Here is a 26,104-nt window from a genome sequence, read left to right on the forward strand (position 1 = left end):
AAAACCCTGAATCGCAAGATTCAGGGTTTTTTTATGCCTGCGATTTAGTAACGCCCAACTACTCATCAACATTCCAGTGAAAAACCAGATTGCGGGCGGTGCCGCTTCCGACATCCGTTGTGTCATGTTTCGCTTCACCATTACGGGTCGCGACAACGGAGTACTTGCCGGGAGGTAGCTGAACGTAAACCAACGGGCCAGCCTGGCTCAGCGTCAGTACCGTCTGCCCCGGTGCTTTCTGAATGACCACATCTACGTCGGGAACGTATTTATTTTCCGGCCCGATAGAGAAGGTCATGTGCAGGTTGTATCCAGTGGTTTGCTGGATAGCCTTCGACTCATCCTCGCCAATACCGCCGGACAGGTAAGTAATCCCGTTTTGCTCTTGCCTCTGGACTTGCACGCCCGAGTTGTCGATGGGCTCGAGGCTGCCAGCGCTCAGCATGACGGGAAACATCAATACGCCGACAGTGGCGATGGGCAACAGGAGTGAATGGAGGTACTTCATAGTGGCGACTCCCCGGGCTGCGAAGAACCCAATCGTTCTCCTGTTAGATTTCCTGCTGAATGGGCAAGTTTTAGATTGATTAGTACTTGGGCTCACTGCGAATCGGACTACACGTTGTATTCCTCAAGCGCGTATTGCCGTCGGCTTGATCCCGCAAAACCAATCGGACTTTCCTTCGGATTTACCAGCCGCGCCCGGCTTCGTCGACCACCCTGCCCCTGCAATCCTCTTCTGCCTGTTCAACCAGATCCCCAGATAATCATGGATGGATTGTTCATGGGCAGCGTGAAGACTATTGTTGGCAGCTACCCGCAAAGGTCAAAACCGATGAATTTGCAGGACATGTCCTCGTTGGCCTCCGCTCAAATGGAGTTGCCGCTGCCAGCCTACGCCCCCGGCGAGCCGTTCAAGGAAACCGCCGCAGACGGCTTCATGCTTGGCGGATTCACTTGGCGGCAGGCTCTATCGGACTCAACGCGCCCAGTCGTCATCATCAACGCCGCCACTTCCGTCCGCTGCCGTCATTACTCGCGTTTCGCCGATTACCTGTTTGCCAACGGCTTCGACGTGATCACTTTTGATTACCGCGGCATCGGCGAGTCGCGTCCGGCATCGCTGAAAGGGCTTCAGGCCTCATGGTCCGATTGGGGCGCGCTGGATTTTGAGGCGATGCTCAAGCGCGCTCAGCGGGAATTCCCCGGCCAGCCCATCGACGTCGTCGGTCACAGCTTCGGAGGCTGTGCAGCGGGGCTGGGAGCCTCCGGGCAGGTTATTCGGCGCCTGGTCACCGTAGGTGCTCAGTTCGCTTACTGGCGCGATTACGCCCCTGCCCATCGCTGGCGAATGTTCGGCAAGTGGCACCTGATGATGCCGTTGTTGACGATGATTTACGGCTACTTCCCCGGCAAACGCCTCGGCTGGCTGGAAGACACGCCCGCCGGTGTGGTCTGCGACTGGAGCACGCCCACCGCCCGCTACGAGAAACGCCCAAGCGGGCGCGTCATGCACGCAAAAAACGACCGACTGCCCTTCGCCGCCGTCACCGCGAAAACCCTGGCCATCAGCATCAGCGACGATCCTTACGGCACGATTCCAGCCATCGAACGCCTGCTCGGTTACTTCACCGGCGCAACGACCAGCCATCTGCGAATCGCCCCCGAAGACATCGGCGAACAAGAAGTCGGACATTTCGCCTTTTTTCGTAGCCCATACCAAGCCACACTATGGCCCATTGCATTGTCCTGGTTGCAGACCGGCGAACTGGCCCCCGACACACCCGGGCGGCTCGTGCCACGCTGCTGATTGACTTGCCCACTCAACGAAATACGGAACGACGCCCATGGCCTCCGCCAACAAGCAGAACAAACGCGCCACACGCGCCAAAGCCAAGGCCAAGCAGAACCGCACCCAACGGGCTGCCGCGCCGGTAGAGCTGGATCCGAACGACGATCGCATCGACTTCGAATCGGTGGACCTGACCGACATGTTCAAAGAAATGATCGATGCGCAAAAGATCAGCCAACAAGCAATGTGCGTGGCCTTTCTTGAGCACCCGCTTATCGCGCTGGTGCTGGTGCAGGAAGGCGAAGAAACAGCGACAGACTTTATCCTCGCCGCGCTGATCGAGTATCGGCAATGGTCCGCTGAAGTCGACGAAGCCGGCGCCTTGGCCTGGATCGAATCACCGGCCTTCCAGGCCGACTACGTGGCGGCGTCCGACGCCATCGCGGCTCAAACCCAACAGAAAGCAAACTGAGTTCCCATGGCATCCCTGAACAAGCAACAGAAACGCGCCAAACGCGCCAAGATCAAAGCCAAGCAAATCAACATTCACGGCAGAAAACCCGCCGCACTGGACGATGACCTGGGTGAAATCGGCGAACCGATTCCGGAATACACCCTGGCGATGTTCAGCAAAATGCGTGACGCGGAAGCCATCAGCCGCAACGACATGCTGCTGACCTTGCTGTCGAACCTCGCCGAAATCATCAGCGACCATCCAGAACTGCTGGACATGGAAAACGCCGACAACGAAGCCATGGCTGCCACTCACCTGGCCGCCGACATGCTGATCGACTATCGCATGTGGGCCGACGGCATGGACCGCGACGCCGCCCAGGCCTGGCTGACGGACCCGCAGTTCATCACCGACTTCGGCGATGCACTCGACAGCTATCGCGAGTCGCTGGATGCCCAAGTAGAAAAGGCTGAGTAAACACTCGCCTCAGAAACAAAAACGGCCGCTTGTCATTACTGACAGCGGCCGTTTTTGTTTGAGAAGCCAACAGCCTGAAACGATCTGACATGACCCCTCGTCAGCGGCCATGTATATCCCATTGACATATCCCTGAAGAAATCTATTCTTTGGACTCACAGCACTCACAAAAACGCAGGAGGCCAAATGGAACAGACAACCCTTTTCATGAGCAATCGAAGCCAGGCTGTTCGCCTCCCCAAAGCCGTAGCGATGCCAAGCGATGTGAAACGAGTCAACGTAATTGCCATCGGCAGGACCCGTATCATCACCCCCGCAGATGAAACATGGGACAGCTGGTTTGACGGGGATGGCGTGAGTGCAGATTTCATGACCGATCGTGAACAACCCGCCGACCAGGAGCGTGAGTCGTTCTGATGATCAAATACATGCTCGATACCAACATCTGCATCTTCACCATCAAGAACAAACCGCAAATCGTACGAGAAGCTTTCAACCGTCATAACGGGCAATTATGCATTAGTGCCGTCACGCTGATGGAGTTGATCTACGGTGCCGAAAAATCAGCGACACCCGAGAAGAACCTCGGGGTGATCGAGGGTTTTGCGGCACGCCTTGAGGTTTTGCCTTTCGACAACGAAGCGGCTACACATACCGGGATGATTCGATCCGAGCTGGCAAAGGCTGGAACGCCTATCGGACCCTACGACCACATGATTGCCGGCCACGCACGTTCACGCGGATTCATTGTGGTCACCAACAACCTAAGGGAATTTGAACGCGTTCCAGGGTTACGCGTAGAAGACTGGGTCCACCCCGGTTGAGCTCACTAATGACTCAAACAAAAACGGCCGCTTGTCATTACTGACAGCGGCCGTTTTGCGTTACGCGGTGTGAATCAGTTCAGCACCACCGCGCCACGCTTTTCCAGTTTGCGACGACGAGCCACGAACAAACCGGCAGCCACCACCAACACGCTCAGCAGACCGGTCGCGAGGATCTCCACGCGATGGGCTTCCTGGATCAGCATGATCGTCAGTATGCCAACGATGAACACGATCACCGCATAGGTCAAAACAGCATGCGCGAAGCGCTGTAGAGCGCCGAATTCAGGCAGCTTGTTACGGCAACCAGAACCACGATGTCGACGATCAGCTTGGCATTCGGGATGCCCATGCGCTCAAGCACGGTCTGGTAGGAACCGACAGCTGCCAGTACCGGATCATTCCCTGGCACCAGCGCCACGACGAGGAAGATCGACACGGGGTAAAACAAGCCGATCCGCCAGATCACCAGAAACGCACCCAAAAATGTGTCGGCGCACAATAAAAGTGCAGACCCGGAACGATTGGCCGGTTAGCGCTTCCAACACCCCGTCAAAGCTGGCAACATCGCGCCCTTTTTTACGCGACACCCGTGGGGCAGCGGGTTCAAACGGCTGTTCGGTTGATAGCAGCGCGACAGTCTGCTGCACCGATGCGACAACCTGCCACATGCCACCCGTTTACCGCCCGTAGTGCTGTTGGCTGCCGTTCGAACGCTATGCTAGCTTGGCCGCCTCGCCAGGAAGGCCGCCAACAGCAGGAGCGAAATACTATGAGGAACGCACATGGCTGAGGCCACGCCCGCGCTTGAAATCCGCAACTTGCACAAACGCTACGGACAGCTCGAGGTGCTCAAAGGCATCTCGCTGACCGCCCGCGACGGCGACGTGATCTCGATCCTGGGTTCTTCCGGTTCCGGCAAGTCCACATTCCTTCGTTGCATCAACCTGTTGGAAAACCCGCACCAGGGCCAAATCCTGGTGGCCGGCGAAGAACTCAAGCTCAAAGCCGCGAAAAACGGCGAACTGGTCGCTGCTGACGGCAAGCAGATCAACCGCCTGCGCAGCGAGATCGGTTTTGTGTTTCAAAACTTTAATCTCTGGCCGCACATGAGCGTGCTCGACAACATCATCGAAGCCCCGCGCCGGGTGCTCGGCCAGAGCAAGGCCGAGGCCATTGAAGTCGCCGAAGCCTTGTTGGCCAAGGTCGGCATCGCCGACAAGCGCCACGCCTACCCGGCGCAACTCTCCGGCGGTCAGCAACAACGCGCGGCCATCGCTCGGACGTTGGCGATGCAGCCCAAGGTGATCCTGTTCGACGAGCCCACCTCCGCCCTTGACCCGGAAATGGTTCAGGAAGTACTTAATGTCATCCGAGCATTGGCCGAAGAAGGCCGCACCATGCTGCTGGTCACCCATGAAATGGGCTTCGCTCGTCAGGTTTCCAGCGAAGTGGTGTTCCTCCACCAGGGCCTGGTAGAAGAGCAAGGATCGCCACAGCAGGTGTTCGAAAACCCGCTTTCGGCGCGCTGCAAACAATTCATGTCCAGCAACCGCTAACGGAGCTACCCGCATGCAGAACTACAAAAAAATCTTCCTGGCTGCCGCCGTCACCCTGGCCTTCAGCGCCGGTGCCATGGCCGAAACCTTGAAGATGGGCATCGAAGCGGCCTACCCGCCGTTCAACAACAAAGATGCCAGCGGCAATGTCGTCGGCTTCGACAAAGAAATCGGCGACGCCCTGTGCGCCAAGATGAAAGTCGACTGCACCGTGGTCACGTCCGACTGGGACGGCATCATTCCGGCCCTGAACGCCAAGAAGTTCGACTTCCTGATCTCCTCGATGTCGATCACCGACGAGCGCAAGCAGGCGGTAGATTTCACCGACCCGTACTACTCCAACAAGCTGCAATTCATCGCCAAGAAAGACGTCGACTTCAAAACCGACAAGGCCTCCCTGCAAGGCAAAGTGATCGGCGCACAACGCGCGACCCTCGCTGGCACCTGGCTGGAAGACAACATGGAAGGCGTTGAAATCAAACTCTACGACACCCAGGAAAACGCCTACCTCGACCTGACCTCCGGTCGTCTGGACGGCATCCTGGCGGACAAATACGTCAACTATGAGTGGCTGAAAAGCGACGCCGGTCGGTCCTACGAGTTCAAGGGCGATCCGGTGGAAGAGAGCGACAAGATCGGTATCGCCGTACGTAAAGGCGACCCGATCCGCGCGAAGCTGAACCTTGCCCTGAAAGAAATCGTCGAGGACGGCACTTACAAAAAGATCAATGACAAGTACTTCCCGTTCAGCATTTATTGATTCTGACCTGCCTGACCGGCGCCGTTCGCTGACGGCGCCAGTCCCTGGCATTGCCTGCCGCGATTTGAAAAGAAATCCATGACTATCGATCTCTACGGATTCGGCCCGGCGCTCGCCGCTGGCGCGCTGATGACTGTGAAACTGGCACTCTCGGCTTTGTGCGTGGGGCTGGTGCTCGGTCTGCTCGGCGCCTTGGCCAAGACTTCCCCGTACAAGCCGCTGCAATGGCTTGGCGGCACTTACTCGACGCTGGTTCGCGGCATCCCGGAATTGCTCTGGGTGCTGTTGATCTACTTCGGCACGGTCAACCTGATGCGTGCCTTGGGCGAGTTCTTCGGCAACCCCGACCTCGAACTCAATGCCTTTGCCGCGGGTGTGATTGCGCTGGGACTGTGCTTCGGCGCCTATGCCACAGAGGTTTTTCGCGGTGCAATTTTGGCCATCCCCAAAGGTCACCGTGAAGCGGGTGTGGCGTTGGGCCTGTCGAAGTTTCGCATCTTCACCAAGCTGATCATGCCGCAGATGTGGCGCATCGCCCTGCCCGGCCTGGGCAACCTGTTCATGATCCTGATGAAAGACACCGCGCTGGTGTCGGTGATTGGCCTGGAAGAAATCATGCGTCACGCGCAAATCGGCGTGACCGTGTCCAAACAGCCGTTCACCTTCTACATGGTGGCCGCGTTCATGTACCTGGGTCTGACTATTCTCGCCATGACGGGCATGTACTTTATGGAAAAACGTGCCGCTCGCGGCTTCGCGAGGAGCACCCAATGAACTGGGAAATCATCATCAAGTGGCTGCCGAAACTGGCTCAGGGCGCGACGCTGACCCTGGAGCTGGTGGCCATCGCCGTGATCGCCGGGCTGCTGCTGGCAATTCCGCTAGGCATCGCCCGTTCATCGCGACTCTGGTACGTGCGGGCATTCCCCTACGGCTACATCTTCTTCTTCCGTGGCACACCGTTGCTGGTTCAGCTGTTCCTGGTCTACTACGGCCTGGCGCAGTTCGACGCGGTCCGTAACAGCTCGATGTGGCCGTACCTGCGCGATCCGTTCTGGTGTGCCACAGCGACCATGACGTTGCACACCGCGGCCTACATCGCCGAGATCCTGCGCGGCGCGATCCAGGCGATTCCACCGGGCGAGATCGAAGCAGCGCGGGCGCTGGGCATGTCCCGGCCCAAGGCGCTGTTCTACATCATCCTGCCCCGTGCCGCCCGCATCGGCCTGCCGGCCTACAGCAACGAAGTGATCCTGATGCTCAAGGCGAGTGCCCTGGCCAGCACTGTGACCCTGATGGAACTGACCGGCATGGCCCGCACCATCATTGCCCGGACCTACCTGCCAGTGGAGATCTTCTTCGCCGCGGGCATGTTCTATCTGCTGATGGCTTATGTGCTGGTACGCGGTTTCAAGCTGCTGGAGCGCTGGCTGCGCGTCGATGCCTGCCAAGGTCGATGATTCCCACGTGCTGACGGGTGAGACCCTACTCGCCCGTTTCGCGGCGCTGGATGCTTTTCTGATCAAGCACCAGGCGCTGTGGAAGCCTCGACCGTTTACTCATCGGCAGCTTCCTTGGGAAGCGTCCTACCCGGAGCTGGCCGAATGGCTACGCGGGCGGTCGCTGGAAGAGGCGGAACAGAGCCACAATCAACCTTGCTTGCTGGATGCGCCGGAGCCTTTTGCCTCGCTGGCGGCGTTGTCCCTTGAACTGAGCACAGTGGGTGAATTGCCGGCTCATGCCCTCGAAGCGTCAGGCCATCGGTTGAATGTCGATGTGCCGGGGCGCAAGTGGCAGCAGATCGAAGCCTTCGCCAGTCGCTTGCAGTTTGCTGACGCGCCGAGTCATTGGCTGGACTGGTGCTCAGGCAAAGGACACTTGGGACGACGTCTGCTGCAAACCGGGCAACAACTGACCTGCCTGGAATACGACCCGGCGCTGGTTTTCAGCGGCCAGGCACTCAGCCAACGTCATCAAATGCATGCGCTGCATGTCGAGCAAGACGTGCTCGCTGCGGACGCCGCTTCTTTCTTGAATGCCGATCACACTCCGGTAGCGTTGCACGCCTGCGGTGATCTGCATGTGCGGCTGATCCAGCTCGCCAGTGCGGAAGGCTGCAAACAACTGGCCATCGCGCCTTGCTGCTACAACCGGATCCGTCTGAGCGAGTATCAGCCGCTTTCCTCGTCGGCCAAGCGCTCCGACCTACAGCTGTCCCTCGAAAATCTTTCGCTACCGACGAGCGAAACTGTCACCGCCGGCGCTCGCGTCCGACGTCAACGCGACACTTCCATGGCCAGACGCCTGGCCTTCGACCTGCTGCAGCGGCAACTGCGCGGCATGGACGAATACCTGCCCACCCCGTCCCTGCCCAGTGCCTGGCTGGATAAGTCATTCGCCGATTACTGCCATCATTTGGCCGCGCTTAAAGAGTTATCCACAATCGGTCCGCAGGATTGGTCAGCACTCGAAGGCGCTGGTTGGCAGCGATTGGCCGAAGTACGCAATCTGGAGCTGTTGCGCGGCCTTTTCCGACGCCCGTTGGAGCTTTGGCTGGTACTCGATCGGGCACTTTTCCTGTTCGAGCAGGGTTATGCGGTGCGCCTCGGCACCTTCTGCGAAACCCCACTTACACCGCGTAATTTCCTGATCCTGGCTGAGCGCCCTTAAAACACCTCATCCTGTGGATAACTCTGTTGATGAAATTATCGTGGATCCAATATATACGGCTGTTTCGAGGCTGAAACACTACTGTTCAATTTTCGTACACTTGTAAAAAAAGCGGAAAAACAGGCATTTGCGAGCAAATGAGAACGGATCCACAAATTTGCCTCTAAGCAGGTGCGGTACAGATCCCGTTGTGCATAAGCGTTCAGCCAAAACAACATAAACGACCTGCGAAACCTCAACTATCTTTGCCAAACGCCAGAATTGTCTGGTGTTCAAACAGCAAGGAGCTGGGAAAAACATGAGCACATTGAACAGTGCACAGGAAGCCGTCGATACCGTCGCCAAGCAAGCCATTGATGCTGCGCTGCAGCAAACCTTCGCGGTGGGTGGCGCCATCATCAACAACGCAACGGGCGAGGTCATCGCCGCGCTGCACAACAACGTGCTGATGCCTTTCCCCGGCAGTGGCACCACGTACTTTCTACCTCATGATCCGACCGCCCACGGCGAGCGGCAATTGGTGGACTGGTACTACGAAAACGTCGCGCCATTGAACTTGCCACCGCCCAATCAGTTGACCGTCGTCACCACCCTGGACCCATGCGCCATGTGCGCCGGTTCGCTGCTGACTGCTGGATTTAACGTCGCCGTCAGTGCGATCGATGACTATGCAGGCATCAACTACAACAGTCAGTTCACCTTTCCGTCGCTGCCACCACAGATCCGCCAACAGGCGCAGGACACCTGGGGTTATTACGCGATTGCGGCGCCTGTCAGCCGGGCCTATCAGGGTTCGACCAGCCCGGTGTTCGGCGGCCAGACCATCGACTCGGCGGTTTACTTCCTCACCAGCTCGATCTTCTCCGCCAGCGTCAACACCGTGCGCGAGGCCAGCAACAACAGCGGTTTGCCGCCGGATCAACTGCAAAACCCTGCAAACCTCCCGGCCGACAGCAAAGTCCGCCAGGCACTGACTGCGCTCAGCCCGTTTGCGCTGACCGTGCAATCGGCCAACCCACGCGACCCCGGCGCAGAACTCGCCCCGCCACTGTTACAAACCGCACAGCACAGCCCGGTGTTCAACTCGGTGGCCCTCATCGATCCGTTCGGCAACCTGCTGGTGTGCCTGGGAGGCGTCGAGAACCAGTCGCCGATTCGTACAGCGTTCATGGAAACCACCCGCAACTACGCGGTCATGCGCTGGACCCTGATGAACGACCCCGACCCGACGGTTCGCGCCCAGGCCGAGCAATACCTGACGCACCCGAAGTACGGCACCTTCGTCTTCCTCTACGCCCCCGACCCCACCACCCCACAGGCCGTAATGACCTTCGGCGCGTACGGTTCGACCATGGAAGGCCCCGTGCCCCAGAGCTATCCGTCCAACCTCCAATACGTGCTGCTGCCGGGCAACACCACCGCACAAGCGCTGTCGACCCTGGCCCAAAACCTGCCGCCGTTCTACACGCAAAGCGTGCAAGTGGCGCCCGCGCAGGTGTTGAGTCAGGACCTGATCAACGCGGTCAAAAACGGCGTGTAACGCTTTAAAGCAATCGCTCAGGCCGGCCCCGCAGAAGCGTCCGCGGGGCCGGCCTGACGCCTACGCAAAAATAGTCTGAATTCAGGGGTTTACAGAACCAATCCAATCGCTATAATCGTCGCCCTAACACGCCGGTATAGCTCAGTTGGTAGAGCAACTGACTTGTAATCAGTAGGTCCCGGGTTCGACTCCTGGTGCCGGCACCATACAAAACAAAGCCCTCGTAGAAATACGAGGGCTTTGTTGTTTCTGGAGTTTGGAAAAGCAGGCCTTAGTGACCCGCGCTCTGACCACCATCAACGTGCAGGATCTCGCCGGTGACAAAATTGGCGCTGTCCAGATACACGACTGCCTGAGCAATGTCGCTGATCTCGCCCATGTGCCCGACCGGGTGCAGATTCCCCAGCGCTTCATGGGTTTCTTCGCCGTGCATTGGGGTCTTGATGATGCCCGGGGAAACCGCATTCACCCGAATCCCGCGCTTGGCGTATTCGATGGCCAGGGATTTGGTCGCCGCATTCAGGCCACCTTTGGTCAACGACGCCAGTACCGACGGCACACCATCGATGGCGTGGTCCACCAGGCTGGTGGTGATGTTGACGACGTGGCCGCTGCCTTGTTTTTCCATCTCGGTGATCGCGAGTTGGGTGATGTAGAAGAAACCATTCAGGTTCACCGACAGCACCGCAGCGTAATCTTCCTGGGTATATGCGGTGAACGGCTTGGCGACGAAGATCCCGGCGTTGTTGACCAGGGTGTCGATACGGCCAAAACGTTCGATGGCTTCACGAATAACCCGCTGAGCGACCGCAGGGTCGCCAATGTCGCCGGCCACGGTGAGAATGTCCGCGTCGGTAGACGGTTTGATCGAACGCGAAGTGGCGACAACCTTGTAATCCAGATCACGGAAGGCCTTGACCATGCCTGCGCCGAGACCTTGGGAGGCGCCAGTAATAACGATGACTTTTTTCGAACTGCTCATGATCAACCTCGACTAATAAATGATCGTTTAAATAAAGTAAGAAAGGCTTCGGCGGGGGTCTTCGCCATTTGTCTCAACATCTGTTCGTAGTACTCGACCGACAGCGAACCGGACACCAGGTGACGACCGAAAATCGATGGAAACCGCCGCGGTCATGACTGCCCCTCCGCCTCAGCCAACTGCTTGCGGTACTGGGTGGTGGTGATACCGGCGTAACCCCAGTTATCGGTGTCGACTTCTTCGATCACGATGTGGGTCAGTTCAGGACGCTTGTTAAGGACGCGTTCCAGGGTTTCAGTGATTTCGGCGATCACCTGAGCTTTCTGCTCTGAGGTAACGCCATCGCGGGTGATGCGTACGCTTACGAAAGGCATGAGGAATCTCCAGTGACCTGCTCATCGGGATGATGGGGAGGCGTTGGAGCTCAATGTATGGAGTTCGCTGGAGGGGATAAAGGTGGGGGCGGGAACATCATTAGTTACGTGGTGTAATAGGTGCGCGATCTCACGCCTGCTAGCGTCGAAACTCCAGCGATCAAACTGGCTTCAGGCTGTATTTGAACCTTTATGCTAAATTATGGCTGGCCAATAATTATGGCGTATCCATAAAAAGAGGTAATTGCATGAGCAGTATTTTTCAGCGCCCTGAATTGGCCGAAGAGATGGCGAACCAGCTTCTCAATCCAGGCGTTCTCGATGAAGGTTTGCGCTCAGGTCTGTTTTTATCCGGCCTGCGCAGGACTGGTAAAACGACATTCCTGAGGAGCGACCTCATCCCTGCGCTGAAAGATGCGGGTGCTCTGGTCATTTACGTCGACCTATGGAGTGACACGCTGGCCAATCCAGCGACACTGGTGCATGACGCCATCCGTAAAACCCTGCAGGAGCTCCAAACACCGGGCTCCGGTTTGCTCGAAATGCTCAAGCGTGTCAGCGGTGCTGATGTAGGCGTTGCAGGATTCAAGTTTGGTTTCAAACTCGACAGCATCGGGAACTCAGGTGGGCCAACCCTGGCGCAGGCGCTGACAGAGGTTGTTGATCAAGCGAACACCAACTTGGTGCTGATCATCGACGAAGTGCAGCATGCCATTTCTTCCGACGATGGTAATCAGCTGCTTCTGGCACTCAAAGCTGCTCGTGATGCGATCAATCCTCGACCAGATACACCGGGTTACTTTCTGTTTATTGGAACGGGATCGCACAGGGCGCAAGTCAGCGAACTCACGGCAAAGAGGAACCAGGCGTTTTCTGGTGCGACATCGACAGCGTATCCGGTACTGAAAGGGGATTACGTTGAATACTTGCTTAACCGGCTCGTTGCGACGGTGAAGAAAGAAAAGCTACCTTCACTCGAAGTCGCCATCGAAGCATTCAATACCTTGGGAAACCGGCCCGAGGAAATGCTCAAAGCGTTGCGACAACTCATGCAGCAAGAAGGTGACCCTGATCTTTTCCTACCGGTTATTGCCAGCACATTGCGCTCGGCGGCGGCCAGCATCGAACTTGCAAAAGTGGAGCTGTTAGGCAGCCTGGCTCAGGCGATTTTCAATAAAATCGCGTCAACGGAAGGCGATTCCCGCGGCATTTTTTCCATCGATGCTGCAGCTGAGTATTCGAAGACTGTGGGACGGGAGGTGCGTGTAGAAGAGATTCAGCCGGTGGTGATTGCGCTGGTTGCCGAGAACATCATCATGCGGCGCGGGCATGGAATTTATGCGATTACGGACCAGTTTGTTCAGGAGATTTGGTTGGAAGAACGAGCGTTGATTGAAGCTAGCTAGCCGTGCCCTTAACCCTGTGTAAATTTCATGAATAAATAGGCGAAAAACGTCTAAGAAATCACTTGTCGACGATAGCCAGTTGCACAGTATGGCTGTCCACCAACTGTTCAAAGTGGGTGACCTTGCCGTTGGCCAGGGTCCACAAATGGGCGACACGGGCATTCATCGCACGACCAGTAGCTTTGTAGACGCCGCTGTAATTGCCGTAGGCAAACACCTTGTCACTGTTGCGCGCGTTTTCCTGAGAGTTGGCGCCTTCGTAGGTGCTTTTGATCAGGCTCAGATTATCCATGGGTAACTCCCGATTAATTCAGTGGGCACAGCCATCAAGGCCACAGGCTTGAAACGCCGATGGAGACGCTTGTGCGGGAAGCGACTGACTCAGTCATGCCGCAAAGGCTTGCGGCTTGCCGAGCCACGGGCCGATATCGATCAGGGTGAATTGGCCGTTGTGTTCCAGGGCGAAGGTGGGGAAACCCTGGCCGCCGACCTTGGCCAAGAGTGCTCGACTGTCCTTGATGTGGCGATCGGTTTCCGCTTCATTGAAAACAGCCTGAAACGCTTGGGGCTCCAGACCGATGTCTTGTGCGAGTTCAAACAGGACCGCTTCATCGGCAATGCGTTCGCCGTTCTCGTAGTGAGCACTCTGCAAACGCCCCAACAACTCGAGTCCGCGGCCGGCGATCTGCTCGGCTGCCAGCACAGCGGCAATCGGCGGTGCGGAATCGAAAACCGCCGTCTCGTCGCGCAGTAAACCTTCGAAATACGCCTCGCCGAACGGCTGGCCGGTGTATTCGGCAATACGCTGATCGTGGGGTATCACGTAGTTGCGCAGTTGTGGCGAGACGGTCTGGCGGTTGGCGCCGGCCATCATGCCGCCGCCGTGGGCAATCACTGGCAACACAACCTGGGCGGCTTGCACGAGCGGTTTTGCGCCATAGCACCAGCCGCACAATGGGTCGTAAATGTAGTGAAGGATCATGGAAAGGCTCCGGCAAAAACGTAGGAAAACTAGATGCCGGCAGACTAGTCCTCCACCTGTTTCTGAAAAACGCTGGAATAGCTTTCAGTCTGTTTCATGAATCGGTCGAATGACCTTCCAGGTCCGTTTTAACTCCTTCGACACAATTCGAAATAATCAAACAGTCAAACTTTTCAAGAATAATTAACGGAAGTAAATAGCAAGCATTACCATTCGCGACCTCAAATTACTTCACCCTTTCGGATGCGCTTCAGATGCCTGCCCCCTTTCGCCTCACGCCCGTCACCCTTGGGCTCTGCGCATTTCTCTCTGCCGGTTTTACCTGCGCCACCACCACCGTCTTACCCGAGACGTCGATCAGCGCCGAAGCCGAAGCTGATGACCCGCGCGTGAAAGAAACCAGCACCGCGACCCGCACCGCCACGCCGGTGCGCTACGTTCCACAAGCCATCGACTCGATAAAAACCGCGAACGTCGTGGATTACGGCACTAACGATCTGGGCACCGCGCTGAGCGGCATCCCCAACGTCAGCAGCGGCGCCGACACTCGTTTCGACAGCCTGCGCATCCGCGGTTTCGACGCCAGCAACGACTTCTACCTCGACGGCATCCGTGACGACAGCCAATACGTGCGCGATTTGCACAATATCGAACGCATCGAAGTCCTCAAAGGCCCGGCCGCTGTTTTGTATGGTCGTGGCAGTCAGGGCGGGATCGTCAATCGGGTCAGCAAGCTGCCTGAATTCGGTCGCCGCTCGACTATCGAAGCCCAGGGCGGCAGCGATGATTTGCGCAGCCTCTACGCCGACCTCAGCACCGACCCGAGCGAGAACATCAGCCTGCGCCTGAACATGGGCAACATGGATCAAAACAGCTTCCGCGACGGCGTGAGCGGCAATCGCCAACTGTTCGCACCGTCGATGAGCTGGCAACTGACGCCGGACCTGAACTGGCTGGTGCAGTACGAATACAGCCGCTACAACCGTACGCCGGATCGCGGCATCCCCGGTGTAAAGGGGCGCCCGGCGGACGTAGGACGCGATACGACCTACGGCAGCGAGCACGATTTCATCGACGACAAGTCGCAATCCCTGCGTTCGAAACTCAGTTATGAGCTCAGCGACAACTGGCAGTTGCGCCACACTCTGGGCGTGTTCAAGCTCGACAGCGATTTCGACAACACCTACCTGACCGGTTACACCCCGGCGACCAACAAGGTCACGCGCCAGCACTGGCAACAGGACCTGACCACCCGCAACGTCTACAACAACGTCGAACTGGAAGGCGGTTTCGACACGTTCGGCCTTGAGCATCGCTTGCTGACCGGCATCGAAATCGGCAGCCAGCGCCGCGATCCGACGTTGTACAACGCGGCCACCGGGCGCGGGACTCAGCCGGTGCCGGCACTGGACCTGTACAACCCTGACCGCGATTTGCGCCACACCGGACGGATGCAGGTTTCGAGCAGCACTCACACCGAAGTCGAAAGCCGTGCGGTGTACGTGCAAGATCAGCTGCGCCTGAACGATCAATGGCAACTGCTGGCCGGCCTGCGTTACGACACCTTCGACATCGAGTCGACCAACAAACTGCGGGACATTTCCGAAGATCGTGACAGCCACAGCACCAGCCCGCGAGTAGGACTGGTGTGGACGCCGCTGCAGAATCACTCCTTCTACGCCTCCTGGACCAAGACCTTTTCCCCGGTCGGTGGTGGTTTGATCGGCATCACCCCGGGCGCCGCCGGCAACAGCAACGACCTGAGCCCCGAGCTGACCAAGCAAAAGGAAATCGGCGTGAAGAGCGACTGGCTCGATGATCGTCTGAGTACCACGCTGGCGATCTACGAACTGGAACTCTACAACCGCCGCACCAGCGACCCGAACGATCCGAGCGTAACCTTGCTCACCGGCCTGCAACGTTCCCGCGGCGTCGAGCTGACCGGTACCGGCAAGATTGCCGGCAACTGGTACGTGCGCGGTGGCGTGGGTGTGCAGGACGCGACAGTCGAGAAGGACAACAACGGCTTTGAAGGCAAACGCATCAGTAACGTGGCCAAGCACAATGGCAGCCTGTTCCTGACCTGGAAACCGGAAATGGGCTGGTACGCTGAAACCGGTCTGACCCTGGTGGGCCAGCGTTATGCCGACAACCTCAACACCACCGTCCTTCCGGGTTATGGCCGTTGGGATGCACTGGCCGGGTTCCGGCAGAAGGATTGGGATTTGCGCGCGGCGCTGAACAACATCAGCGATAAGACCTATTACTCGTCGGCCACCAGTGCGGCGCAGATTCAACCGGGAGCACCGCGCAGCCTGGTCTTGACCGGAACCTACAGCTTCTAATCACCACAGATTCGGCCGCCACCGACTGATCGTTCCCACGCTCTGCGTGGGAATGCAGCCCGGGACGCTCCGCGTCCCAAGAGCGGACGCAGAGCGTCCGTTGAGGCATTCCCACGCGGAGCGTGGGAACGATCATCGACAAGGGTCAGCGGCGATCACGAAAAAAACCTTCGCCCATAAAAAAGCGCCGCCATCCCGGCAGCGCTTTTACCAATCCGTTGTTTTTCTTCTTATCCTTCCATCACATCCCACAACGCTTCCAGCTCCGCTTCGCTGAACAAACCAGCGGGGTAGCGCTCGATCATCATCCGGCGCGGATCAGGTTCTCTGATCTGACGCGTTCCATTGGACTTCAACCAGTGCGCCAGGACCTGGAGCGATTCGCTGTTTACTGCCAGGGGATGCAACGCCCGTTCGCTCACTACATTCATTTCGGCGTTCATTTCCGCGCTCTCTCCTGGTGTGTGAGCGGCTAACTTATCCAAGGTTTATGACAGAACATCGCAGTTCTCCCCTCCCTGTTTTACACCAGGAGAGATACAAGAGCTGTGCCAAGGTTTCGGAACTGTCGACAAGCGGATACAAAAAAGCCCGCAGTCCTGAAGGGCTGCGGGCTTCCTATAACGCGGGAAGGGAAAACGGTTGCTGAGCCGATTCTGCAATCAACTCAAGCTGTTACAACCCCACTCACTCCTTGTGCGGCGCTGGCTGTTGTTGGGTAAGGCAGTGGATGTTACCGCCTCCCAGTAACAGTTCGCGGCCGGGCACCATCACCACTTCGTGCTGCGGGAACAGACTCTGCAAAATCTCTTTTGCCGGGCCATCCAACGGGTCGTCGAAGCTCGGCGCGATGATGCCGCCGTTAACGATGAGGAAGTTCACGTAGGAACCCGCCAAACGCACGGTCGGATTACGTTCCTGAGTACCGTCCACCGGATCCACGCCGGCGCACTCGTCTTCGGTCGCATACAGCGGCCCCGGAATCGGCATTTTGTGCACCGTGAATGGGCGGCCCTTGGCGTCGGTGCTGCTTTCCAGCACTTTCATCGCCGCCTGGCAACGCGAGTAGTTCGGGTCTTGCGGATCGTCGGTCCAGGCCAGCAATACTTCACCCGGACGCACGTAGCAGCAGAAGTTATCCACATGACCGTCGGTTTCGTCGTTGAACAAACCGTCCGGCAGCCAAATGATTTTATCCACAGCCAGATTCGCACTGAGCACCGCTTCGATTTCTGCACGGTTCATGTGCGGATTACGATTGCGGTTGAGCAGGCATTCTTCGGTGGTGATCAGCGTGCCCTCGCCATCGACGTGAATCGAACCGCCTTCGAGCACGAAGCCCTCGGTGCGGTAGCGCTGGCTGCGCTCGATCTCGAGGATCTTGCCGCCGACCTGCGAATCGCGATTCCACGGCGAGTACAGACCCCCGTCGAACCCGCCCCACGCGTTGAAGTCCCAGTTCACACCACGGACTTCACCGCTGTTATTGATGACGAATGTCGGGCCGGTGTCGCGAACCCAGGCGTCGTCGCTGGACATTTCCACCACACGAATATTCGGCACGTCCAGACGGGCACGGGCGTTTTCGTATTGGCCGGTGGAAACCGCAACAGTCACCGGTTCGAAACGTGCGATGGCTTTCGCTACAGCGACGTGCGCGGCTTGCGCCGGTTTGCCACCCAGGCGCCAGTTGTCCGGGCGCTCGGGCCAGATCATCCAGGTCTGGGTTTGCGGCGCCCACTCGGCGGGCATGTAGAAGCCGTCGACGCGAGGCGTGCTATTTAAGGCGGTCATGGTGATCAGGACTCCAGGGAACCGTCGAGGGTTTTGATGGCGCCGTACAGGTTCGGCCGACGGTCACGGAACGAACCCCACGCGCTGCGGATGTGCTCCAACTCGTCGAGGTCGAAGCTCTGAACCAGTACGCCTTCTTCGGTTTCGTTGAGTTCCTGAACCTTCTCGCCGAACTGGTTGGCGATGAAAGACGAACCATAGAACGTAATGTCGTAACCGTCCTGCTCTTCGTTGCCGATGCGGTTGCTGGCGATCAGCGGCATCAGGTTGGCGCCGGCATGGCCCTGTTGCACACGCTGCCAGTGATCACGGGACGAAATGGTCTTGTCGTGTGGCTCGCTACCGATCGCGGTCGGGTAGAACAGGATTTCCGCGCCTTGCAACGCCATGCTGCGAGCGCATTCCGGGAACCATTGGTCCCAGCAGATACCCACGCCGATTTTTGCGTAACGGGTGTTCCAGACTTTGAAGCCGGTATCGCCAGGGTTGAAGTAGTACTTTTCGTGGTAGCCAGGGCCGTCCGGGATATGGCTTTTACGATAAATACCGAGGTTGCTGCCGTCGGCATCGATGATCGCGATGCTGTTGAAACGCGCGCGACCCGCCCGTTCATAGAAGCTGATCGGCAGTACGACTTGCAGTTCTTTGGCGACTTTCTGGAAGTGCTTGATGGCGACGTTGTCTTCAACGGTCGTAGCCAGTTGCAAGTAATCCGGGTTTGGTTTCTGGCAGAAGTACGGCGCCTCGAACAGTTCCTGGATCAGGATGATCTGTGCGCCTTTGGCCGCGGCCTCACGGACCAGCTTCTCAGCGGTCTCGATGTTGGCTTCAAGGTCCCAGGAACAGGCCATCTGGGTGGCGGCGACGGTAACGATACGGCTCATGAATCGGCTCCTGAGCAAGTGCTTGAGGGTCGAGTGTGGCTTCGACCGATGACAGAAATGGGAAGCACCGGGCGTGGTGGGTCCACACCGTGGGCAGTGGTGACTTTATAGCCGATAAAAATCGGCTTTTAAAGCAACAAATACTCCATCTGTCTAAAAATCATCAATTAATCCCGATAACAATCGATATTTTAGCCCTATTACTGATCGTTCCCACGCTCCGCGTGGGAATGCAGCCGGGGACGCTCCGCGTCCCAAGAGCGGACGCAGAGCGTCCAGTGAGGCATACCCACGCAGAGCGTGGGAACGATCAGTACGGTGATGTTTACAGTCCTTCTCCCAACACCTTCGACAGCATGTCGACAAAGAAATCCACGCTCTGACGCGAGGTCACCATCGGCGGTTTGATCTTGAGGATGTTCAGGTAATCGCCGGTCGGCTGCATGAAGATCCCCAACTCGCGCAACCGATCACACAGCGCCGTGGTTTCTTCGGTCGCCGGCTCCAGGGTTTCGCGATTGCGGATCAACTCGACGCCCAGATAGAAGCCGGAACCATGCACCGCGCCCACCAGCGGATGAATATCGATCAGCGCTTCAAGCCGCTCCTTGAAATACCCGCCCACGACCTGAGCATTTTCCCAAAGCTTTTCTTCTTCCATCACATCCAGCACTGCCATGCCGATCTGGCAACTGACCGGGCTGCCGCCGGCCGACGAGAAGAAATAACCTTCGGCTTCCAGCGCTTCGGCGATTTCCCTACGGGTGATCACCGCGCCCAGTGGCTGACCGTTGCCCATGCCTTTGGCCATGGTGATGATGTCCGGCACCACGCCTTGCTCTTCAAAACCCCAGAAAAATTTGCCCATGCGGCCGTAGCCGACCTGCACTTCGTCGGCAATACACACGCCGCCCTGGGCACGAACCAACGCGTAAACCTGCTTCAAGTAACCCGGCGGCAACGAGATACCGCCGGCATTGCCGTACACCGGTTCACAGATGAAACCGGCCAGCTGACGTTTCTGCTCGGCCATTTTCGTCAGGTTGTGTTCGACGCTGCGCACGTAGTCCGGCGCGCTGTCCGGTCCACGGAATTCGCCGCGATAGGTGTTCGGTGCGGTGACCGGATGCACCCAGTCCGGACGGCTGCTCAAGGCCTTCGGGTTGTCGGCAATCGAGGTCGAGACCGCATCGGCTGCCACCGACCAGCCGTGATACGCCTCAAGCACACTGAGCATGTCGCGACCGCCGCTGTAGGCCCACGCCAAGCGGATCGCGAGGTCGTTGGCCTCGGTGCCGCTGTTGACCAGGAACACTCTGTCCATGGAATCCGGCGACAGTTTCAGCAAACGCTCGGAAAACTCGGCAATCGCTGCGTAGTTGAACCGCGAGTTGGTATTGAGCAGCGACCACTGACGACTCGCGACAGCGGCCATGCGCGGATGACCGTGGCCAAGCACCGCGACGTTGTTGAGCATGTCGAGGTAGGAGCGGCCCTGCATGTCGATCAGGTGATTGCGCCAGCCACGTTCGATGCGCGGTGGGTCGACGTAATAGTGCTTCTGGGTCCGGGCGAAACTGGCGTCGCGGCGGGCCAGCAACGTCTGCGAATCGAGTTCTTCTTCGGCGTCACAGGCCAGTCCCAGCAGCACCGCCGGTGACGGGCACAACGCTTGCCAGGCGGCGGCGCGAGACGGTGTGCAAAACAAGGGAGCATTGAACGAAGCGCCTCGGCACAACTGCACCACCAATGGCCCGTTGACCGAACCCAGCACCTGTCCTTTGACCAGCGCTGCGCCCGTGTGCAGCGACGGGGTCACGCCCCACAGACGCACACTCAGTTGCGGGCCATCCAATTGCAGCACACCCACCGCCGGCTGATGGACCACGCCGGCAAACGGCGACTCGACTGCCGTGCCGTGGGGCACTCGCAACTCGACATGCAACGGGCAAGTGTCCGGCTCAGTGGCGCTGTCCGGCCGGGTGCGGGACAAGCGATATTGCCCATAACGACTGGCCGCCAGACCGTGAGTCGCGGCAGCCTCGGTCAGCAGGCGCTGATCGATCCCCTCCTGCTCCCAGTTACCGGCCTCGAAATGCGCACTGAGCACGCCCAAATCGATCAACGCAAACTCACGCCCGACCAGACTCGGCAACAGCGGCGCAAATCCTTCGCTGCCGATACTTGGCAGGCTCTGGCCGACCGAGGCAAGGATCGCTGCTTCCATCAACGCCAACGGCACCGATGTAGCGACGCGGAAAATCTCCCACTCGTGGGTGAGGTTGTCGCGGCTGTACTCGTTGCCAGGATCGATACTGACCTGCTGTTCGCCGCTGAGCACCAACACCGCCGCACGGGCGACGATCAGCGGCCAGAGCGCCAGTAGCTCTTCATGCGTGAGCGGATTGACAGCGTGATAGGCCTGAACCGCCGGCAAAATGTAGAACGGATCGCCATCAGCGTGGTGCAGTAGCGCCGCGCAGGTCACCGACAGATCAGTAATGCGCCAGGTACGAACCAGGTCGCCGAAATCGATCACACCCTGCAATTGCCACTGGCGTTGCGAATCTCGCTGCCACACCACGTTGTCGTCGGTGACGTCCATGTGAATCGCCTGCACCGGCAACTTATCCACAAGCGGCAGCAAATGACGCTCGGCCCGTTCAGCCGCATCAGCGATCAGCAGGCGCTGCTGGTCATCCTTGATGACCGGCAGCAAATGCGCGATCAACGCGCTGGCGTGGCGGGCGTCCCATTGAAGGGTGCGCTCGAGGCCCGGATGGTCGAAACCGGCCAGGGCCAGATCCATTTTTCCGCAGAGACGACCAAATCCGGCCACCACTGAACCGGGCAGATGATCAAGGTGTGTAAGCGACTGGCCTTCGATGTAATCGAGCAGGCGCACGTGCACCGGTTGGCCGCCGACTTCCAGAGAGAGCAGCTCTGCACCGTTTTTGGCCGCAATCACTCGCGGCACTTGCACATCGGGGTGTTCACCCAAATGCTTGAGCCCGGCGTGCTGGGCGTGCAGCTCCAGCGCCGAGTAGTCGCCACGGCAGATTTTCAGGACAAAACGCCCCTGGTCGCTGTCGACCCGATAGTTAAGATCCTGCTGGCTGCCGAGGGCCTGCAACCTTCCACTCAGCCCGTAATGCCCCTTCAACAGCTCAAGCGCTTGCTCCGCAGACACTTGCGGGCTGGGCAAACTGGCGCGATGAATCAACGTGGCGAGCGGCATACAACGACCCCTGAAATTTTACTAGGCGCTTATAACGCCACTGCTTGGGGCGATACGCAACCCCCTTCGCCTGCCTGACACCTACCGGATGCTCGACAAAATCAGTGAACGGATCAGGAAAAAAAACACTCCACTCGCACCGGCCGGCACTTTGCGCAAGAATGTCGCCCATCAACGCCTATTGCTGGAGAAAGACCATGAAAGTAGTCACCACCGAGCTGCCCGGTGTTCTGATCATCGAACCCAAGGTATTTGGTGACGAGCGCGGTTTCTTCTATGAAAGCTTCAATGCCAAGACTTTCAAAAAAGCGACTGGCCTTGAGACGAATTTTGTTCAAGACAACCATTCCCGCTCGCAAAAAGGCGTATTGCGCGGCCTGCATTACCAGCTGGAAAACACCCAGGGCAAACTGGTTCGCGTCACAGTCGGCGAAGTACTTGACGTGGCTGTGGACATTCGCCGCAGTTCGCCACATTTCGGCAAATGGGTGGCCGTGCGTCTGTCCGCCGAGAACCATCGCCAACTCTGGGTCCCGGAGGGTTTCGCCCACGGTTTTGTAGTACTGAGCGAGTTCGCCGAATTCCTCTACAAAACCACCGACTACTACACCCCGTCCGCCGAGCGCTGCATTCGCTGGGACGACCCGGACCTGGCCATTGATTGGCAACTGGACGAAGCACCGCAATTGTCTGGCAAAGATCAGGCTGCCGCGTTCTTCAAGGACGCTGACGTCTTTTCCTGAAACACCCACGGTGCGCAGACTGCGCCCGCAAGCCTAGGCATAATGCGCCTGTACCCACAGGCGCTCGATGCTCATGACTCCGACCCTCCCCCGCAGACCCCGCTGGCGCAGCCTGGCCCTGCTGGCACTGTGCCTGGCGCCGTTGCTGTGGCCGCTGGAGCATCTGGCCGAGCGTTATTACCGCAGCGAACTGGCCGGGCAGAACCGTCAGACGCTCGACCTTTACGTTGCCAACCTGCTGGGCACCCTGCACCGTTATGAAGTGTTGCCGCAGATCCTCGGCGATCTGCCGGCGCTGCGAGCCGTCCTTGGCGCGCCCGACGATGGTGTCACTCAGGGCAACGCCAACCGTTTGTTGAAAAACATCAGTGCCCAGACCGGCGCCGAAGTCATGTACCTGATGGACACCACGGGCAAGACCCTGGCCGCGTCCAATTGGGACAAACACGACAGTTTCGTCGGGCGTAATTTTTCCTTCCGGCCGTATTTCAGCGAAGCCATGGCCGGGCGGCTTGGGCGTTTTTTCGGCTTGGGAACGACATCGGCCAAGCGCGGCTATTTCTTCGCCGCCGCCGTGCGTAACGGCGAAAAGATCATCGGTGTGCTGGTGGTCAAGGTCGACCTGGACCATACCGAAAGCCTCTGGGGCAAAACCCCGGAACAACTGCTGCTGACTGACCATAACGGCGTGGTCATTCTCACGTCGCGGCCCGAGTGGCGATTCCGCTCGACCCGTCCGTTGGGCGAGGAAGAACGCAAGGCTATCACCGCCATTCAACCCTATCCGACCCGCGATCCCAAACCATTGAGGCTCAACCCCAATGCCTGGCTGACACAGACCCAACAAATCGCAGAAACCGGTTGGAACGTCAGCATCCTCGCCCCACGCACCTTGATCGATCGCCCGGTGCGCACGGTCGTCGCCATCGGGGGCGCGACGTTGTTGGTGTTGATGTTGCTGCTGGGCCTGATGATGCAGCGCCGCCGACATTACCTCGAACGGATCGCCTTCGAAGCCAAGGCCCGTCATGAACTGGAAGGCCGGGTAGCCGAGCGGACCAGCGACCTCGAAGGTCTCAACCGTCGATTGAAACAGGAAGTGCTGGAACGCGAACAGGCCCAGCAAGAGTTGGTTCGCGCTCAGGATGATCTGGTGCAGGCCGGTAAACTGTCGGCCCTTGGCACCATGTCGGCGAGCATCAGCCACGAGTTGAATCAACCGCTGGCGGCGATCCGCAGCTACGCGGAAAACGCCGAAGTGCTGCTCGATCATCAGCGCACCGACGATGCGCGCGGCAACCTCAAGCTGATCAGCGAACTGACCGGGCGAATGGCGTCAATCATCGCCCACCTTCGCGCCTTCGCCCGGCGCGATCGCCACGCCCCGGAAAGCGTCGCCCTGCAACCGGCGCTGGACGATGCGCTGGCGTTGCTGGCCAAACGCCGGCGCAGCATGGAAGTCGAACTGATCCGCGACTTGCCCGCCGCCACCCTGTGGGTCGAGGCCGGGGAAACCCGTCTGCGTCAGGTGCTCGGCAATCTGCTGGCCAACGCCCTGGACGCCCTGACGGAAAAAGGCCCGCCGCGTAAGCTCTGGTTGAGTGCCCAATCCACCGCCGACGGCGTCAATCTGTACATTCGCGACAATGGCCCCGGGTTTTGCATGGAAGCCCTTGGTCGTGCCAGCGAGCCTTTCTACACCACCAAGACCCGCACTCAGGGGCTTGGTCTGGGGTTGGCGATTTGCGAAACCCTGATGCGTGCCTTCGGGGGTGAACTGTCGTTCGCCAACCACAAGGAAGGCGGCGCCCTGATTACCCTGAAGCTGCGTGCAGGCGCACCGGGTGTGAGCCTGCAACCGTCCGAGGACCGAAGTGCATGACCATCGACAACCGCATCCAGGTCGTGCTGATCGACGACGATCCGCATCTGCGTCAGGCCCTGAGCCAGACCCTGGACCTCGCCGGCCTGAAAATTCTGCCACTGGCCGAAGCCAAGGGCCTGGCCGTAAAACTGGAGCGCGACTGGCCCGGCGTGGTGGTCAGTGACATCCGCATGCCGGGCATGGACGGTCTCGAACTGCTGACCGAACTGCATGCCCAGGACCCGGATCTGCCAGTGCTATTGATTACCGGGCACGGCGATGTGCCGCTGGCCGTGCAAGCGATGCGCGCCGGGGCTTATGACTTTCTGGAAAAGCCCTTCGCCAGCGACGCCCTGCTCGACAGCGTGCGCCGTGCCCTGGCCTTGCGCCGGCTGGTGCTGGACAACCGCAGCCTGCGTCTGGCCCTGAGCGATCGCAATGAACTGAGTACCCGACTGGTCGGGCAATCGGCATCGATGCTGCGCCTGCGCGAGCAGATCGGAGCATTGGCGGCGACCAAGGCTGATGTGCTGATCCTGGGTGAAACCGGTGCGGGTAAAGAAGTGGTCGCACGTGCTTTGCATGATCTGTCGAGCCGTCGTAACGGTCCGTTCGTGGCGATCAATGCCGGCGCCCTGGCCGAGTCGGTGGTAGAAAGCGAGCTGTTCGGGCACGAGCCAGGCGCCTTTACCGGCGCGCAAAAGCGCCGCATCGGCAAGTTCGAATTCGCCAATGGCGGCACGTTGTTCCTCGATGAAATCGAAAGCATGAGCCTGGATGTACAGGTGAAATTGCTGCGTTTGCTGCAGGAGCGCGTCGTCGAGCGTTTGGGCGGCAATCAGCTGATCCCGCTGGACATCCGCATCATCGCCGCGACCAAGGAAGACCTGCGTCAATCCGCCGATCAGGGCCGCTTCCGTGCCGATTTGTATTACCGTCTGAACGTCGCACCGCTGCGTATTCCACCGCTGCGCGAGCGCGGCGAAGATGCGCTGATGCTGTTCCAGTATTTCGCCGACGAAGCCAGCACCCGCCACGGCTTACCGCCCCATGAACTGCAACCGGGACAACGCGCCCTGCTGCTGCGCCACACCTGGCCGGGCAACGTGCGCGAACTGCAAAACGCCGCCGAACGCTTTGCCCTGGGCCTGGAACTGGCGCTGGACAACAGCGCGCCGGCTGCGGGCATGACGGTCGAAGGGGTCAGCGGCGGTCTCAGCGAACAAGTGGAAAACTTCGAAAAAACCTTGATCGCCGCCGAACTGGCGCGCTCTCACAGTTCCGTGCGCAGCCTCGCCGAAGCCCTCGGTATCCCGCGCAAAACCTTGCACGACAAACTGCGCAAGCACGGGTTGAACTTCGCCGACGGTGGTGTCAGCAGCCACACCGACGAACTCGATTGAGCTACCGTCAAAT

Annotated in this window: 24 protein-coding genes, 1 tRNA gene and 2 pseudogenes; 17 read left to right on the forward strand and 10 right to left on the reverse strand. The window is 58.8% G+C overall.

All coding sequences use genetic code 11. The features are described 5' to 3' along the window. Window positions 1–58 precede the first annotated feature (58 nt). Window positions 59–508, reverse strand: coding sequence for a carboxypeptidase regulatory-like domain-containing protein (locus QK293_RS11210; protein WP_282377348.1), 450 nt, complete (start codon window positions 506–508; stop codon window positions 59–61). Window positions 509–835: 327 nt separating this feature from the next. On the opposite strand from QK293_RS11210, the gene QK293_RS11215 reads away from it, so the two are divergent. From QK293_RS11215 to vapC, 5 genes are all read left to right on the forward strand, one after another. Further along, window positions 836–1,810, forward strand: a complete 975-nt coding sequence (locus QK293_RS11215) for an alpha/beta fold hydrolase (protein ID WP_282377451.1) — start codon at window positions 836–838, stop codon at window positions 1,808–1,810. Window positions 1,811–1,847: 37 nt separating this feature from the next. Beyond that, complete coding sequence (locus QK293_RS11220) at window positions 1,848–2,264, forward strand: hypothetical protein (protein WP_282377349.1); 417 nt, start codon at window positions 1,848–1,850, stop codon at window positions 2,262–2,264. A 6-nt stretch (window positions 2,265–2,270) separates the two neighbouring features. Further along, window positions 2,271–2,723: a hypothetical protein gene (locus QK293_RS11225; protein WP_282377350.1), complete on the forward strand. Its 453-nt coding sequence runs from the start codon at window positions 2,271–2,273 to the stop codon at window positions 2,721–2,723. A 186-nt stretch (window positions 2,724–2,909) separates the two neighbouring features. Continuing rightward, on the forward strand, window positions 2,910–3,140 hold the full coding sequence (gene vapB, locus QK293_RS11230; RefSeq protein WP_282377351.1) for a type II toxin-antitoxin system VapB family antitoxin: 231 nt from the start codon (window positions 2,910–2,912) through the stop codon (window positions 3,138–3,140). After that, complete coding sequence (vapC, locus tag QK293_RS11235) at window positions 3,140–3,547, forward strand: tRNA(fMet)-specific endonuclease VapC (protein ID WP_282377352.1); 408 nt, start codon at window positions 3,140–3,142, stop codon at window positions 3,545–3,547. The genes vapB and vapC overlap by 1 nt, the downstream gene beginning before the upstream one ends. Window positions 3,548–3,621: 74 nt before the next feature. Here vapC and QK293_RS11240 read toward each other — a convergent pair. Further along, a pseudogene (locus tag QK293_RS11240) lies at window positions 3,622–4,016 on the reverse strand (hypothetical protein); the annotation flags it as partial. Window positions 4,017–4,332: 316 nt separating this feature from the next. On the opposite strand from QK293_RS11240, the gene QK293_RS11245 reads away from it, so the two are divergent. From QK293_RS11245 to QK293_RS11275, 7 genes are all read left to right on the forward strand, one after another. Continuing rightward, window positions 4,333–5,106 carry an ABC transporter ATP-binding protein gene (locus QK293_RS11245; protein ID WP_007897462.1) on the forward strand — a complete coding sequence of 258 codons (774 nt, stop codon included), beginning with the start codon at window positions 4,333–4,335 and terminating at the stop codon, window positions 5,104–5,106. 13 nt (window positions 5,107–5,119) lie between these two features. Further along, the gene (locus tag QK293_RS11250; RefSeq protein ID WP_282377353.1) at window positions 5,120–5,866 is read left to right on the forward strand and encodes an ABC transporter substrate-binding protein; all 747 of its coding nucleotides are present in this window, start codon (window positions 5,120–5,122) and stop codon (window positions 5,864–5,866) included. A gap of 78 nt (window positions 5,867–5,944) precedes the next feature. Further along, window positions 5,945–6,640: an ABC transporter permease gene (locus QK293_RS11255; protein WP_282377354.1), complete on the forward strand. Its 696-nt coding sequence runs from the start codon at window positions 5,945–5,947 to the stop codon at window positions 6,638–6,640. Continuing rightward, a complete protein-coding gene (locus tag QK293_RS11260; protein WP_282377355.1) occupies window positions 6,637–7,326 on the forward strand; it encodes an ABC transporter permease in 690 nt (229 codons plus the stop codon). Before QK293_RS11255 ends, QK293_RS11260 begins: the two co-directional genes overlap by 4 nt. After that, window positions 7,307–8,536, forward strand: a complete 1,230-nt coding sequence (locus QK293_RS11265) for a methyltransferase (protein ID WP_282377356.1) — start codon at window positions 7,307–7,309, stop codon at window positions 8,534–8,536. Before QK293_RS11260 ends, QK293_RS11265 begins: the two co-directional genes overlap by 20 nt. A 298-nt stretch (window positions 8,537–8,834) precedes the next feature. Continuing rightward, on the forward strand, window positions 8,835–10,076 hold the full coding sequence (locus tag QK293_RS11270) for a nucleoside deaminase (protein WP_282377357.1): 1,242 nt from the start codon (window positions 8,835–8,837) through the stop codon (window positions 10,074–10,076). Between the two features lie 130 nt (window positions 10,077–10,206). Then, a tRNA-Thr gene (locus tag QK293_RS11275) sits at window positions 10,207–10,282 on the forward strand. A gap of 65 nt (window positions 10,283–10,347) precedes the next feature. On the opposite strand, the gene QK293_RS11280 is transcribed toward QK293_RS11275, so the two are convergent. Together QK293_RS11280 and QK293_RS11285 are read right to left on the reverse strand one after the other, a co-directional pair. After that, window positions 10,348–11,058 carry an SDR family oxidoreductase gene (locus QK293_RS11280; protein WP_282377358.1) on the reverse strand — a complete coding sequence of 237 codons (711 nt, stop codon included), beginning with the start codon at window positions 11,056–11,058 and terminating at the stop codon, window positions 10,348–10,350. A 152-nt stretch (window positions 11,059–11,210) separates the two neighbouring features. Beyond that, window positions 11,211–11,432 carry a 4-oxalocrotonate tautomerase family protein gene (locus QK293_RS11285; protein ID WP_282377359.1) on the reverse strand — a complete coding sequence of 74 codons (222 nt, stop codon included), beginning with the start codon at window positions 11,430–11,432 and terminating at the stop codon, window positions 11,211–11,213. A 248-nt stretch (window positions 11,433–11,680) separates the two neighbouring features. Here QK293_RS11285 and QK293_RS11290 point away from each other — a divergent pair, with 248 nt between their 5' ends. Next, window positions 11,681–12,838, forward strand: a complete 1,158-nt coding sequence (locus tag QK293_RS11290) for an AAA family ATPase (protein ID WP_282377360.1) — start codon at window positions 11,681–11,683, stop codon at window positions 12,836–12,838. Window positions 12,839–12,896: 58 nt separating this feature from the next. Here the strand turns inward: QK293_RS11290 and QK293_RS11295 are convergent, their stop codons facing one another. After that, window positions 12,897–13,130, reverse strand: coding sequence for a hypothetical protein (locus QK293_RS11295; RefSeq protein WP_282377361.1), 234 nt, complete (start codon window positions 13,128–13,130; stop codon window positions 12,897–12,899). Window positions 13,131–13,148: 18 nt separating this feature from the next. Continuing rightward, window positions 13,149–13,820 (reverse strand): annotated as a pseudogene (locus QK293_RS11300) (DsbA family protein). 254 nt (window positions 13,821–14,074) lie between these two features. Between QK293_RS11300 and QK293_RS11305 the strand changes: the two are divergent. Beyond that, the gene (locus QK293_RS11305) at window positions 14,075–16,165 is read left to right on the forward strand and encodes a TonB-dependent siderophore receptor (protein ID WP_282377362.1); all 2,091 of its coding nucleotides are present in this window, start codon (window positions 14,075–14,077) and stop codon (window positions 16,163–16,165) included. A gap of 230 nt (window positions 16,166–16,395) precedes the next feature. On the opposite strand, the gene QK293_RS11310 is transcribed toward QK293_RS11305, so the two are convergent. The 4 genes from QK293_RS11310 to QK293_RS11325 form a co-directional block, all read right to left on the reverse strand. Continuing rightward, window positions 16,396–16,608 carry a hypothetical protein gene (locus QK293_RS11310; RefSeq protein ID WP_046045525.1) on the reverse strand — a complete coding sequence of 71 codons (213 nt, stop codon included), beginning with the start codon at window positions 16,606–16,608 and terminating at the stop codon, window positions 16,396–16,398. A 244-nt stretch (window positions 16,609–16,852) separates the two neighbouring features. Then, window positions 16,853–17,959: an agmatine deiminase gene (gene aguA / locus QK293_RS11315; RefSeq protein ID WP_282377363.1), complete on the reverse strand. Its 1,107-nt coding sequence runs from the start codon at window positions 17,957–17,959 to the stop codon at window positions 16,853–16,855. 5 nt (window positions 17,960–17,964) lie between these two features. Beyond that, on the reverse strand, window positions 17,965–18,843 hold the full coding sequence (gene aguB / locus QK293_RS11320; protein ID WP_282377364.1) for an N-carbamoylputrescine amidase: 879 nt from the start codon (window positions 18,841–18,843) through the stop codon (window positions 17,965–17,967). 325 nt (window positions 18,844–19,168) lie between these two features. Beyond that, on the reverse strand, window positions 19,169–22,081 hold the full coding sequence (locus tag QK293_RS11325) for an aminotransferase (RefSeq protein WP_282377366.1): 2,913 nt from the start codon (window positions 22,079–22,081) through the stop codon (window positions 19,169–19,171). Between the two features lie 197 nt (window positions 22,082–22,278). Between QK293_RS11325 and rfbC the strand changes: the two genes are divergently transcribed. The 3 genes from rfbC to QK293_RS11340 all read left to right on the forward strand — a co-directional run bounded on the left by rfbC (window position 22,279) and on the right by QK293_RS11340 (window position 26,091). Then, window positions 22,279–22,824: a dTDP-4-dehydrorhamnose 3,5-epimerase gene (gene rfbC / locus QK293_RS11330; RefSeq protein ID WP_282377367.1), complete on the forward strand. Its 546-nt coding sequence runs from the start codon at window positions 22,279–22,281 to the stop codon at window positions 22,822–22,824. A gap of 73 nt (window positions 22,825–22,897) precedes the next feature. Beyond that, window positions 22,898–24,706 carry an ATP-binding protein gene (locus tag QK293_RS11335; protein WP_282377368.1) on the forward strand — a complete coding sequence of 603 codons (1,809 nt, stop codon included), beginning with the start codon at window positions 22,898–22,900 and terminating at the stop codon, window positions 24,704–24,706. Next, window positions 24,703–26,091: a sigma-54 dependent transcriptional regulator gene (locus QK293_RS11340; protein ID WP_282377369.1), complete on the forward strand. Its 1,389-nt coding sequence runs from the start codon at window positions 24,703–24,705 to the stop codon at window positions 26,089–26,091. The genes QK293_RS11335 and QK293_RS11340 overlap by 4 nt, the downstream gene beginning before the upstream one ends. Window positions 26,092–26,104: the final 13 nt, after the last annotated feature.

The sequence above is a fragment of the Pseudomonas sp. AL03 genome, assembly GCF_029960815.1.
In the GTDB taxonomy this organism is placed as follows: Bacteria; Pseudomonadota; Gammaproteobacteria; order Pseudomonadales; family Pseudomonadaceae; genus Aquipseudomonas.